We start from the raw sequence: 12,755 nt of genomic DNA, 5'->3' as shown, positions 1-12,755 counted from the left end.
AGAGACAAGGGTGAGGAGAAATCCTCGCCCTTTTTTATTACCACTACCGTTTTCTTCATGCGATCCACACTTCAGTTCGGCCGATTCAACTACCCCTTGCACGGCGACGGCCTGCGCGCCCGCGTTATGGGCATCCTCAACGTCACGCCCGATTCGTTTTCCGATGGCGGCCATTACCAGTCGCTGGAATTCGCCATTTCGCATGCCGAGCAAATGATCCTCGATGGCGTCGACATCATCGACGTCGGCGGCGAATCGAGCCGCCCCGGCGCGCCGCCGCTGCCGCTGGAAGACGAGCTGCAGCGCGTGATGCCCGTGCTGTACGCCCTGCGCGACCAGGGGCCGGCGATTTCGGTCGATACCTACAAGCCGCAGGTGATGCGCGAAGCCATCATTGCCGGCGTCGATATGATCAACGACATCAACGGCTTTCGCGCGCCCGGCGCGCTCGAGGCGGTGCGCGACAGCGACTGCGCGCTGTGTATCATGCACATGCAATCCGACCCGCAACACATGCAGCTGGCACCGTCGTACACCGACGTGGTGGCCGAGGTTATCGCTTTCCTGCGGGAACGGATCGATGCCATGGTCGCATCGGGAATTGATCCGCGTCGATTGTGCATTGATCCCGGCTTTGGCTTTGGGAAGACGGTGGAGCATAATTACGCTTTACTCAGGGCCACAAGGCGGTTGATTGTGGAACTGGACATGCCGTTGCTGGCCGGCTTGTCGCGTAAATCGATGGTTGGGGCGGTCACCGGCAAGCCGGTCGAGCAACGGATGGCCGGCAGCGTTGGCGGCGCGCTGGCGGCTGTCGCGCACGGGGCGGTGATCGTCCGCGTGCACGACGTCGCGGAAACGGTCGACGCGCTCAAGGTTTGGCAAGCAGCACAATAACGACATCACAATAACAACATCGACGATAAAGAGCACACAACATGGCACGTAAATATTTTGGCACCGATGGTATCCGCGGTCTCGTTGGCGAATCGCCTATCACCCCCGACTTCGTTATGCGGCTCGGCTTCGCGGCCGGCAAGGTGTTGGCCGGCGTTCCGCGCACCGGCGGCAAGCGTCCGACGGTCTTGATCGGCAAAGACACGCGCATTTCCGGCTACATGCTGGAAGCGGCGCTGGAGGCCGGTTTCTCGGCGGCCGGCGTCGACGTCATGCTGGCCGGGCCGATGCCGACTCCGGCGATCGCCTACCTGACGCGCGCGCTGCGGCTGTCGGCCGGCGTGGTGATTTCGGCTTCCCACAACCCGTTCCAGGACAACGGCATCAAATTCTTCTCCGACCAGGGCGCCAAGCTGCCAGATTCGGTCGAGCTCGAGATCGAAGCGGCGCTGGACCTGCCGATGGTGTGCGTGCCGTCGGAAAAACTCGGCCGTGCCAAGCGCCTGGACGACGCCCAGGGCCGCTATATTGAATTTTGCAAGAGCACCTTCCCGAACGAGCTGGACCTGCGCGGCCTGAAGCTGGTGGTCGACTGCGCGCATGGCGCTGCCTACAACATCGCCCCGCACGTGTTCCACGAGCTCGGCGCGGAAGTGATTGCCATCGGCAATAAGCCGGATGGCTTCAACATCAACCTGGGCCACGGCGCCACCGCGCCGGACGCGATGGCGGCAGCGGTCCGCGCCCATGGCGCCGATCTCGGTATCGCCCTGGATGGCGACGCCGATCGCCTGATCATGTGCGACGCCAACGGCCGCCTCTACAACGGCGACGAGTTGCTGTACCTGATGGTCATGGACCGCATGGCCACCGGCCCGGTTGCTGGCGCGGTCGGTACGCTGATGACCAATATGGCGGTCGAGGTCGCGCTGAAAGAGAAGGGCGTCGGCTTCGCCCGCGCCAAGGTCGGCGACCGCTATGTGCTGGAAGTGATGCAGGAAAAGGGCTGGCTGCTTGGCGGCGAAGGCTCGGGCCACTTGCTGTGCCTGGACAAGCACACCACCGGCGACGGCATCATCTCGGCGCTGCAAGTGTTGTCCGCGCTCAAGCGCGCCGGCAAATCGCTGGAAGAGTGCACGGCCGAGCTGGTGCTGTTCCCGCAGACCCTGGTCAATGTGCGCGTCGCCCCGGGTTTCGACTGGACCAAGAACGCCGCCATGGTGGCCGAGAAGGAAAAGGTCGAGCGCGAACTGGAAGGCAGCGGCCGCGTGTTGATCCGCGCCTCCGGTACGGAACCTTTGATCCGCGTGATGGTCGAAGCACGTAACGCCAAGGACGCCGACTCGATGGCACAGCGTATCGCCGGCAAGGTGGAAGCACCAGTGGCGGCGTAAGGGTAGAGCTCGGTACAGGAATGAAGGATTAAGGTGGCCCTTTCATTGACGGCGGGGGCGCCAAGCGTTAGAATACTGTCTTCGGAGTGTAGCGCAGCCCGGTAGCGCACCTGGTTTGGGACCAGGGGGTCCAAGGTTCGAATCCTTGTACTCCGACCAAGAACTTTTAAAACGGGTTGTCTCTGACAACCCGTTTTTCATTTCCGCGACGAGTTCTCGTTGCGATATCTCTGCCCATAGCTCAGTTGGATAGAGCATCAGCCTTCTAAGCTGAGGGTCGCAGGTTCGATTCCTGCTGGGCAGGCCAAAACATTTCTAATCCCGTTATCTCACGCTGACCAGCACTATTCAATGAATGAATCTTGCTGCGGCGAATGCTACACCAGCGATAGCCACCGCTGTGCCGATAAACCATTTGAGCAGCGTGCCTTCCATCTTTGCAAGATCTTCTTTCGTTGCATAGTTCGATTTGACCACGGCGAGATCGATCTCTAAAGCGGAGAGTCGCTCCAGAATCGCAGGAGTGAATTCGATTTTGGATCTACTTTCTTCCATAACGGGATTCCTTGATAGGAAATTAATTAATGAATCTTGCAGCAGCGAAGACTAAACCAGTCATCGTTACCGCTGTCCCAACAAGCCACTTCAGTAATGTTACTTCTAACTTGGCTATATCTTCTTTAACTTTGGCAACATCTTCTTTTGTTGCGTAATTTGATTTGATCACGGCCAAGTCGACCTCGATAACGGTGACCCGTCCTAAAGTTTTTTCAGCCAGTAGTTCAAGCGATGAGGTTCGAGTTTCCATTCGATGGCTATCCCTCAATTAATGTCGAGACGGGGAGACGGCGCAGACGCGCTCGGCGGATTTCGAACGCATTTGCTGCCGAGCACGGCCTGTATGTAAGACTCTGTCTAGTCAAAAAAGTTCAGAGTCTAGATAAGGCACGCCGCGTGTGCTTGAGTATGCCAAAAATTAGTGTGTTTAAACCGATTTCTGGCGCGCTCGGTTTTAGAAAGGTAGGGGGGCGGTCCGCTGCACCCAGCGGCGAGCGCCGGGCAAATTCAAGTTCTTGCTGCTGCCGTGCCCGCCACGCTGTAAGCGCGGTCGAACACGTTCGCCCGTATAATTCACGCCGCCACGAACGTCAAAACGGCTGCCAAGCGATTTACTTATCCATAAATTGGCGGCAGGTTTTGCGTTAAAGTCGGCCGCCTACCCAGAATCGCTTGGCCAGATAGGAATAACCGGCCCATGTTTTCCAACCATTACCCAAGTCGCCATTGAATGTCAGTTCTATGCCTCTGGTACGTTGCGCACCGAGAGGTAAAAGCTGAAGTGTCAGCGGGTCGCTGGTTTAATATTGGTGCGTGTCAGCTGGAATATGAATACGCCAGCCGAGGCCCGACCATTAAATAAATCATATTTGGCGACCACTTCCTATTTGTGGTGTCCTCGGGCGCTATCTGCTCGCGACATTCTCTTGTTCAAACCGGTCGTAGCGAATGCCGGCTAGCGCTTTCCATTCGGCGCCAACGTCACCATATCCTGCAAATACGCGCCGGCGACTTGAAGATGCCCAAGTTATTCGACGTCGGCGCGCCGCCGGCGTCAGCGCGGCGTCGGCAACAGCTGCACCTCGATGCCCGAGTACATCGAGGGCGCGCGATAGATCCGTTGCGTGGCCTTTTGGAAGTCCTCTGGCTTGGCTTTCGGAATGTCGACAAACGTCTGTGGATTCAAATCCACCAGCGGGAACCACGAACTCTGGATTTGCACCATGATGCGGTGCCCGCGACGGAAGGTGTGGTTGACGTCGCTCATCGTGTAGTTGACCGCCTCCACTTTGCCGGGCGTGAACGGTTGCGGGGTCTCGAAGCCGTTGCGGAACTTGCCGCGCAGCGGATCGCCGCGCACCAGCTGTTGGTAACCGGCCATGGTCAGCGCCGGTTTCGGCACGTCGGTGTGGTGTTCGTCGCTCTGGCCGCTGTTCGGATAGCTAGCCGGATAGACGTCGATCAGCTTGACGACCCAGTCGGCGTCCGTGCCGGTGGTGGAGACGAACAGGCGCGGCTTGACGGGGCCGCTCAAGGTCACGTCCTCTTCCAGGACTTCACTGCGGTAGGTCAGCACGTCCGGCCGGGTAGAGGCGAAGCGCTGGTCGCCCACCATGTATTCCTTCGGTACGCCGGTCGCCGGATAGGCAGTGTAGGGCACCGGCTTGCGCGGGTCGGCGATATATTCGTCGAACGCCTGGGCGGCACCGGCCGCCGGCTGTTTCCAGTCGAGCGTGCCGTTCGGACCCAAATACAAGGTGCGGGCCTGGGCCTGCTTTGGCGGCCACGCGGCGTAGTTGCGCCAGACGTTGCTGCCCGTTTCAAATGCATACACTTCCGACACATTGTTGTTCGGCACCCCCTTCAGATGCTGCTCGAAGAACGGGAATTCGATCTTGCTGCGGAAGTAGTCGCCCGTCTTGGAGTCGAACTGCACATTGCCCAGGCTTTTGCCGTCGTTGCGGTTCCAGCCCCCGTGCGACCACGGACCCATCACCAGGCCGCTGTAGATGCCGGGATTGTTGCGCTTGATTGTGCTGTACGTGGTCAGCGGGCCCTGCAGGTCCTCGGCGTCGTACCAGCCGCCCACCGTCAGCACGGCCGCCCTGATGTTTTTCAGATGCGGCGCGATATCGCGCGCTTTCCAGAAGTCGTCGTAGGTCGGGTGCTCGATGTTAGGCATCAGCAGCGCGCGCTGGTTGGCCGTCATTGTGTTGGTAATGTTCGACAAGGTCAGGCGCGACAGGAAGAACTCGTAGGCGTCGGCGGTGCCGTAATCGAAGCGGGTCCAGCTTTTCGGCAGCGGTGTCGGGTTGGGCACTTCGACGAAAGCGGAATAGAAATCGAAGTTCGCCGACAGCATAAAGGCGCCGCCGTGATACGAATCGTCGTTCATGTACAGGTTGGTGACCGGCGCCTGCGGCGAAGCGGCCTTGATGGCCGGGTGCGAATCGATGATGCTGGCCGAGGTGTAAAAGCCTGGATACGAGGTGCCGAGGATGCCGACTTTCCCATTGTTGTTGGCGACGTTTTTCAACAGCCATTCAACAGTGTCATGCATGTCCTCGCTCTCGTTGCCTTCGCCTTTGGCGCGCTTGGGGTTGACGTGCGGCGTCATCTCCTGCCACTTGCCCTCGGACATATAACGGCCGCGCACATCCTGCTGGACGAAGATATAGCCGCTTTGCTCGAACTCGGGCGACGGCCCGACGTGGTCCGGATAGAAATCGACGCCGTAGTGCAGCTCGTCGTCGATCTCCACGCCGGCGCTGTAGGGCGTGCGCTCCATCAGAAAGGGGTAGCGCTTGCTTGCATCCTTGGGCACGTAGACGGCGGTGAACAGCCGCACGCCGTCGCGCATCGGAATGCGGTATTCGTACTTGGTGTAGTGCTCGCGCAGATTGTATTTGGCCGGGGCGTCGACAGCAGCGGCAGCAATTGGGAGGCTCAGTCCGCCCAGCACGAGCGCGTTGAGAGCAAAGGCGAGGGCGGTAAGACGCGATTTCATGGATTCCTTGTGATCTGTAAGGCAAAGATGCATAAGTGTAATACCAGTGGATAACTTTGGCTGCGACTAATTTGCGCAGAAGCATATTTCCTTTTAAAAACATCGACTTGGCGGATGGGCTTGGGGCTTGTTAACAGCCTTATCCACAGAATTTGTTAACAACCAGTCGCAGTACAATATTGACAATAATTTGTACTTTTCGACACTTATGTTGGTTAGCGCACAGTTGGCGTGGAGACAAAACTATATTCTCCGAATCACCGAATAAGGGTGTTCGGTAACTCTAATTGCATAAACATTAATTACTCCGGAAAACAAAATGAAAATCAAAAATATCTTGCTGGCATCGATGATCGCGGGCGCTAGCCTGTTCGGCTCTGCCGCTTTTGCTGCGAACGTGGGACAAACCGTCAGCATCAATCTGGATAGCGATGGCGTCGGCGGTTACAACGCTCACTTCGGCAACACCTACGGCAGCGCCGACACCACCAACACCTTCACCGACAAATATTTGTTCGTGCTGAACTCCAACTTCGATTCGTCCACTTCGCTGACGTCGAGCTATCTGGCATCGAGCACCGTCAAAGATCTGCAGATCACCTCGTTCAACCTGGTGAAGTATGATCCAATGACCAGCGCCGTGCTGGGTACCTACGCAGGCAGCAATGTCACAGGTGGCGGCGCACATCCGACCGACCGTTGGGAATTGACCGCGACCGGCCTGTCGGCAGGCAGCTATTTCGTCCAGGTTGACGGCCTCGTTGCCGGCAACGCCGGTGGCGCTTACGGCTCCGACCTGACCATCGCCGTTTCCGCAGTACCAGAACCAGGCACCTACGGCATGATGGCCGCCGGCCTGGGCCTGCTGGGCTTTGTCGCCCGTCGCAAGCAAGCTAACAAAGCTTAACCTAGGGTAGGTGTAGTCCGACGCGTCTGAGACTACGAACTCAGACGCGTTTTTTTATGGCCGCAAGCTATCGATCAGCGCCCGGCAAGCGGCGGACATGCGTCGATGCGGCGGATAAATCAGCGAAAACGGTTTGCTGCGGCCACCGAAGTCCGGCAACACTTCTACCAGCTGGCCTGCGCGCAGCCGTTCGTCGGCGACAAAGCGGTAGGTTTGGCAAATGCCCAGGCCTTGCTGCGCCAGGCTTACCACGCCCAACACATCATCGGCCACGCGCATGCGCGCCGGCGCCAGCCAATCGATATCCTTTCCATCCATGCGCAGCAGCCAGGGCGACAGCCGGCCGCTGCTCGGCATGGTGAACGGTAGACAGGCGTGGCGGCCCAGGTCCTCCAGCCCGGTCGGCACGCCCGCGCGCCGCAGATAGTCCGGCGACGCCACCAGGCAGACGTCGGCGTCACCGAGGCGTTTGGCCGCCATGCCGCTGTCGGCCAGCTCACCCAGCCGTATCGCCATGTCGTAACCTTCTTCGACCAGATCGACGTTGCGATTGGAAATGCTTAAATCGATCATGACTTTCGGATGCAGTTCCATGAACGGCCGCAGCAGCCCAGGTAGTCGGTAGTGCCCGTACGTGGTCGGCGCGCTGATGCGTATCGTGCCGGACAGCTCGCCGCCCTGGCCCTGAATGGCGCGCTCGGCGTCGGCGATCAGTCCGAACGCGCTGCGCGCCTGTTCCAGATACAAGGTGCCGGCTTCGGTCACGCTCAGGCGGCGCGTCGTGCGGCGCATCAGTTGCACGCCCAGTCGCGCTTCGAGCCGGGCCACCGCACGGCTGAGCACCGACGGCGTGGTGCCCAGCGCCACCGCCGCCGCGCTGATGGTGCCTTTGTCGATGATGGTCACAAACGCTTCCACATCCGCCATGTGATCGAATTGCCTTCCCATTCCCGCCTTTCAAGAACAAATGATTTGAGTTTCCGGTTATTTACACACTTTACAGTCATCAATAGAGTAGCGCTACTATCGATCACTTCACAGGAGCACTCATATGACAACTGCCATCCGAAAAGCCGCCGCCACTGCCACCTCGCTGCTGTTCAACCTAGCCGCGCTGGACGCCCATGCCGCCAACGTGCTGGTCGTGCTGTCCGACGCGTCGCAGCTTGAGCTGCGCGACAACCGCACCTTCGACACCGGCTTCTACGCCAACGAATTGATGCAGCCGGTTAAGAAGTTGCTGGACGCCGGCCACACTCTCACCTTCGCCACGCCGCTGGGCAAGGCGCCATCGCTGGACCGGCATTCGGTCGACAAGACGTACTTCGATAACGACGAGGCCAGCATGCAACAGTATTTGGCGTTGCTGGACAAGTTGCGCATTACGTCGGTGCAGCAATCGCCGGTCGTCAGCCTGGCGAGGGTGGAGCAGGGCGGTTACGCGCGCTACGACGCGGTGTACATTCCTGGTGGCCACGCGCCGATGCAGGATTTGCTGCACAGCACGGCGCTCGGCCGCCTGCTGCGCGACTTCCATGCGCGCGCCAAGCCGACGGCGCTGGTGTGCCATGGCCCGATCGCCTTGTTGTCGGCGCTGGATCAGCCCGGGCAGTTCACCCGCCAGATCGTATCGTCCGCTGCGGCTACGGCACCCGCGCCGGCGTGGATTTACGCCGGCTACCGGATGACCGTGATTAGCAATAGCGAGGAAGACGCGGCCAAGCCCATGCTGAATGGCGGCACGATGAAATTTCTGCCGCAGACGGCCTTGCAGCGCGCGGGCGGGGTCTACAGCAGCGGCGCCAACTGGCAAAGCAAAGTCGTGGTGGACCGGGAATTGATCACCGGCCAGAATCCAGCCTCGGCGGCAGCCGTCGCGGATGAACTGCTGGCACGTTTGACGCGCTGAGAAGCACGGCACGAGACGACGCCTTGTGCGAAAATCCGGCCATGGCGCCGCAGCGCGCCGCATTCACCGGAACCATATGAGCGAACGTTATTTTTATCAGCCATCACAGGGCCACGGCCTGCCGCACGATCCATTCAACGCCATCGTCGGGCCGCGTCCGATTGGCTGGATCTCCTCGCGCGGCGAGCAGGGCAACCTGAATCTGGCGCCCTACAGTTTTTTCAACGCCTTCAACTACACGCCGCCGCTGATCGGCTTTTCCAGCCAGGGCCGCAAGGACACGCTGCGCAATATCGAGCAGACCGGCGAGTTCGTCTGGAATCTGGCCACGCGCCCGCTGGCCGAGGCGATGAACGCCAGCTGCGCGCCGGCGCCGCCGGAGGTTGACGAGTTCGTGCTGGCGGGCCTGACGCCGGCGCCGTCGCGCATCGTCGCCGTGCCGCGCGTTGCGGAAAGTCCGGTCGCGTTCGAATGCAAATGTACGCAGATCATCCGCCTGCAAAGCGCGGCGGGGGAGCCGACCAATGGCTGGCTGATCATGGGGGAGGTGGTGGGGGTGCACATCGCCAACGAACTGCTGCGCGACGGCGTTTATGACACGGCCGGCTCGCGCACGATCTTGCGTGGCGGCGGCCCGGCCGATTACTTCGAGATTGGACCGGATAGCCTGTTCCGCATGCGGCGCCCAGACTATCCGTAGGGACAACAGGGCAGATTAATACGTGTAGAACATTTTCTGCACGGCCTTGCTGTCATTGGTTTTGGTCAATGCCAGCATCAGCAGGATGCGCGCTTTTTGCGGATTGAGCGTGTCGGCGGCAACGAAGTCCAGCTCGTCGTCGTTGGCTTCGCCGTTGCGCGCCAGGATGCCCTGGCCGACGCGGCTGGCACGCACCACCATCACACCCTGTTTGCGGGCCGCGATCAGTGCGTTTTTGACCGTGGCGGCCAGGCTGCCGTCGCCGACGCCGGCGTGGATGATGCCCTTGGCGCCCGCTGCGACCAGCGCGTTCAGCGCAACCGGGCCGACGTTGGCGTAGCCGTAGACGATGTCCACTTGCGGCAGTTTGTCGAGTTTGCTGATGTCAAATTCGGTCTCGGCGGTATGCTTGCGGGTCGACGCGCGGTAGAAATATGGCTTGTTGCCCTGGATGTAACCCAGCATGCCCAGTTCGGTCGTCTTGAAGCTGTCCGGCGTCGAGGTGTTGGTCTTGCTCACATCGCGGGCGCTGTGGATCTGGTCGGCCATGGCCACCAGCACGCCTTTTCCGGCGGCGTCGGCACTGGCGGCCAGCAGCACGGCGTTGTACAGGTTGATCGGGCCGTCGGCCGACAGCGCGGTGCCCGGGCGCATGGCGCCGACCAGCACCACCGGCTTGTTGCTTTTCACGACCAGGTCCAGGAAATAAGCGGTTTCTTCGAGCGTATCGGTGCCATGGGTGATGACGATGCCGTCGACGTCCGGCTGCGCCAGCAGCACGTTGACGCGCTTGGCCAGGGTCAGCCAGTGTTCGTTGGTCATGTTCTCGCTGGCGATCTGGAACACTTGCTCGCCCTTGACCTGGGCTACTTTCGACAGTTCCGGCACCGCCTTGATCAGGGTATCGACGCCGACGGTCGCCGCAGTGTAGCCGACCGTGGTCGTGCTGCTGGCGCCGCTGCCGGCGATGGTGCCGCCGGTGGCGAGGATGGTCACATTGGCCAGTTTGTCTGCTGCCTCCGCATAGCTACCGAGCAACAATGTGCAGGCCAGCAAGGCTTGATAGAAACGGGCGGGAATTTTATGGTTATGTAACATGCGATCTCCTGATCAAACTGTAAAGCTTGGGATAGTAACAAATACACAGTCTGTCAACAATGCAAGCTGTTGCGGCGTTACGGTTGACAGACCTGCTATATTAGAGGTGATTGAGGGAATTACAAAAGAGAAAACATTATGATTTTAGCAAACACCCTTCGCCGGGGTGCGGTGCTGTCGGTGGCGCTGGCGCTGCTGGCCTGTGTGACCGCATGCGGCAAGAGCCAGGCGCAGAAGCAGCAGGAAGAAGTCCTGACACTGACCAGTTTGGGCGAAAAATATGTGAAAGAAAAGATCCGCGACCCTGGCTCCGCGCAATTTCGCAACCAGTTCATCGGCAAGGGCGGCGCGCCCTGCGGCGAAGTCAACGCCAAGGACGCCTTCGGCACCTATATCGGGTTCCAGCGCTATATCTCGGTCGCGCGCGAGCTGACCCTGCTGGCGCAGGATGTCGCGCCGGCCGACTTCGAGGAATCGTGGCGCGAGCTGTGCCGCTAGCGCGTCGGCCCCGGTGGGCCGTCCTCCATCAGCGTCACACCTCGCGTAGCCGCTTGCTGTATTTGGTCGCGCGCCGCACCGGCGGATGCTGCCCGGCTGGATGCGCCAGCGCCTCGGTGGCCCGGTCATAGCCGTATTGCCACTGGTCGTTCATGTGCTGCACGAACGTGTCGTACGTGCGCGGCATCTCCAGCTCGATGCGGTTGCGGCGCCAGTGCAGCTTTTGCTGCAACTGCTGCTTGGCCAGCACCCGCGACACATCCGACGAATCGATGCGCAGGTCCGCCAGATGGGTATTGGCATAGCGCAGGCGCGCGTTGCCATTCAATCCCAGCACCGCGCGCCAGGCCGGTATCGAGAACACCTGGTCGAACGCCTCTTTGAACTCCATGATCACTTCCTCACCGAGCCGGCGCGCGATCTCGACCGGAAACAGATCCAGCACGCCGCCGATATACTCATCGCCGCCGTACTGGCGGCAACGGAAGTAGATCATGTCGGCGATGGAGATGCGGGCGGCCTCGGTGATCGGCACGCTGCCGTCGATCAACAGGTCGCTCGATACCGCGTGCTCGCCCCAGCGCGCGTCGCCTAGCGGCGAGTCCAAGCCGCGCAACGCGGCGGCGGCGCGCTCGCCACAGAACACGGTTTCGGCAAACAGCTTGCGTTGGCCGCGCGGCTGTCCCACTTCCGAAGGACCGAACAGCAGCTTGCCGCCGATGATGGCAACATCGACCTCCGGCGCGCCGCTGGCGGAAGGGAAGGGCAGCTGCGGCGGAATGTCGAACAGATAATCGCCGAACAGGTCCGGGATGACGGGCACGCTGGCCGGCGACAGCTTGCGCTTGGCGGCGCGCGCGAGGGTGCCGATCAGCGCCGCGTGGCGCGTCGATTTCAGGCCGCACCAGAAGTCGTACATATCGCGCGAAGCCAGCCAGGCGCGCTGCTCGCCGGGGTCGGGCAGATTGTGGATGATGGTCGCGGCGATGGCGCCGCCGCAGCTGGCCAGCAGGATGTCGGGCGCCTTGCCGGCCTGCCGCAGCGCCGCGTACATGCCGATGTAGATGCCAAAACGGAATCCACCACCGCCCATGACCATGCAACGTTTATACGGTTTATATACTTCTTGTAAAGGTTGAATTTGTGCGGGCGTCATGGATGAAACCTTACCACAGCACAGCGTTCAATCCGGCAATTTGATCTGGTCGATATTCGGGTGCCGCGCCGCTTGACGTTGTCGCCTGGGAGGCGAATCATATAGCGATGGACGATTTCCGATACATCGCGATAGAAGAAGCACTGCGCGCGCTGCAAGCGGGCAATGAGGCCGTGCATGCCGACGTAGTCCTGGTGCGCACAGACGTTGCAACCGTGCAGAGCACGGTTAACAGGCTTCAACTTGATGTGAACAAGCTCCAGAGTGATGTGGCCAAGGTTCAGAGCGATGTCGCCAACGTTCAGGGCGATGTCATTAAACTTCAGGGCGATGTCACCAAACTTCAGGGCGATGTCACCAAACTTCAGGGCGATGTCATCAACCTTCAAGGCGATGTTGCTTCTCAACAGACCTCCACGATGCAAATGCAAGCCGAGATCGCACTTTTGAATGGCAAGTTCGACATTTTCGCCGAACATTACGCTAAAAAGGTAGACGTCGAAATGATACGTACAGAATTCTACAAGGCGATGGAGGCCCAAACGTGGAGGCTGATCACGTGGATGAGCGTGGTTTGCTCCGGGCTAACGACCGCAGTCTATTTCATCGCCCGCAACGTCCATTAGTCCTT

Annotated in this window: 13 protein-coding genes and 2 tRNA genes; 9 read left to right on the top strand and 6 right to left on the bottom strand. The window is 60.1% G+C overall.

The annotated features are described in order from the left end of the window. Window positions 1-57: 57 nt before the first annotated feature. The 4 genes from folP to ACZ0BA_RS12630 all read left to right on the top strand — a co-directional run bounded on the left by folP (window position 58) and on the right by ACZ0BA_RS12630 (window position 2,598). Entirely contained in the window at window positions 58-897 is an 840-nt protein-coding gene (gene folP, locus ACZ0BA_RS12645; protein WP_463451620.1) for a dihydropteroate synthase, read from the top strand. A gap of 41 nt (window positions 898-938) precedes the next feature. Beyond that, window positions 939-2,291, top strand: coding sequence for a phosphoglucosamine mutase (gene glmM, locus ACZ0BA_RS12640; protein WP_463451619.1), 1,353 nt, complete (start codon window positions 939-941; stop codon window positions 2,289-2,291). Between the two features lie 82 nt (window positions 2,292-2,373). Then, window positions 2,374-2,450, top strand: a tRNA-Pro gene (locus ACZ0BA_RS12635). Window positions 2,451-2,521: 71 nt separating this feature from the next. Beyond that, window positions 2,522-2,598, top strand: a tRNA-Arg gene (locus ACZ0BA_RS12630). A 41-nt stretch (window positions 2,599-2,639) separates the two neighbouring features. Here ACZ0BA_RS12630 and ACZ0BA_RS12625 read toward each other — a convergent pair. From ACZ0BA_RS12625 to ACZ0BA_RS12615, 3 genes are all read right to left on the bottom strand, one after another. After that, window positions 2,640-2,846, bottom strand: coding sequence for a hypothetical protein (locus ACZ0BA_RS12625; protein ID WP_463451618.1), 207 nt, complete (start codon window positions 2,844-2,846; stop codon window positions 2,640-2,642). Window positions 2,847-2,868: 22 nt separating this feature from the next. Next, window positions 2,869-3,099: a hypothetical protein gene (locus ACZ0BA_RS12620; protein WP_463451617.1), complete on the bottom strand. Its 231-nt coding sequence runs from the start codon at window positions 3,097-3,099 to the stop codon at window positions 2,869-2,871. A gap of 804 nt (window positions 3,100-3,903) precedes the next feature. After that, complete coding sequence (locus ACZ0BA_RS12615; protein WP_463451616.1) at window positions 3,904-5,856, bottom strand: CocE/NonD family hydrolase; 1,953 nt, start codon at window positions 5,854-5,856, stop codon at window positions 3,904-3,906. A 319-nt stretch (window positions 5,857-6,175) separates the two neighbouring features. Between ACZ0BA_RS12615 and ACZ0BA_RS12610 the strand changes: the two genes are divergently transcribed. After that, window positions 6,176-6,763 (top strand): FxDxF family PEP-CTERM protein, encoded by a 588-nt coding sequence (locus tag ACZ0BA_RS12610; RefSeq protein WP_463451615.1) that lies wholly within the window; start codon window positions 6,176-6,178, stop codon window positions 6,761-6,763. 54 nt (window positions 6,764-6,817) lie between these two features. Here ACZ0BA_RS12610 and ACZ0BA_RS12605 read toward each other — a convergent pair whose 3' ends face one another. Next, complete coding sequence (locus ACZ0BA_RS12605) at window positions 6,818-7,711, bottom strand: LysR family transcriptional regulator (RefSeq protein WP_463451614.1); 894 nt, start codon at window positions 7,709-7,711, stop codon at window positions 6,818-6,820. Between the two features lie 103 nt (window positions 7,712-7,814). On the opposite strand from ACZ0BA_RS12605, the gene ACZ0BA_RS12600 reads away from it, so the two are divergent. After that, on the top strand, window positions 7,815-8,672 hold the full coding sequence (locus ACZ0BA_RS12600) for a type 1 glutamine amidotransferase domain-containing protein (protein WP_463451613.1): 858 nt from the start codon (window positions 7,815-7,817) through the stop codon (window positions 8,670-8,672). 76 nt (window positions 8,673-8,748) lie between these two features. Then, window positions 8,749-9,372: a flavin reductase family protein gene (locus ACZ0BA_RS12595; protein WP_463451612.1), complete on the top strand. Its 624-nt coding sequence runs from the start codon at window positions 8,749-8,751 to the stop codon at window positions 9,370-9,372. 15 nt (window positions 9,373-9,387) lie between these two features. Here the strand turns inward: ACZ0BA_RS12595 and ACZ0BA_RS12590 are convergent, their stop codons facing one another. Continuing rightward, window positions 9,388-10,470, bottom strand: coding sequence for a type II asparaginase (locus tag ACZ0BA_RS12590; protein WP_463451611.1), 1,083 nt, complete (start codon window positions 10,468-10,470; stop codon window positions 9,388-9,390). Window positions 10,471-10,608: 138 nt separating this feature from the next. On the opposite strand from ACZ0BA_RS12590, the gene ACZ0BA_RS12585 reads away from it, so the two are divergent. Then, a complete protein-coding gene (locus ACZ0BA_RS12585; protein ID WP_463451610.1) occupies window positions 10,609-10,968 on the top strand; it encodes a hypothetical protein in 360 nt (119 codons plus the stop codon). A 34-nt stretch (window positions 10,969-11,002) separates the two neighbouring features. Here the strand turns inward: ACZ0BA_RS12585 and ACZ0BA_RS12580 are convergent, their stop codons facing one another. After that, a complete protein-coding gene (locus ACZ0BA_RS12580) occupies window positions 11,003-12,067 on the bottom strand; it encodes a patatin-like phospholipase family protein (RefSeq protein ID WP_463451609.1) in 1,065 nt (354 codons plus the stop codon). A 164-nt stretch (window positions 12,068-12,231) separates the two neighbouring features. On the opposite strand from ACZ0BA_RS12580, the gene ACZ0BA_RS12575 reads away from it, so the two are divergent. After that, on the top strand, window positions 12,232-12,750 hold the full coding sequence (locus tag ACZ0BA_RS12575) for a hypothetical protein (protein WP_463451608.1): 519 nt from the start codon (window positions 12,232-12,234) through the stop codon (window positions 12,748-12,750). Window positions 12,751-12,755: the final 5 nt, after the last annotated feature.

Source organism: Duganella sp. AC917 (genome assembly GCF_979258245.1).
This window is presented reverse-complemented; position numbering and strand designations above follow the sequence as displayed.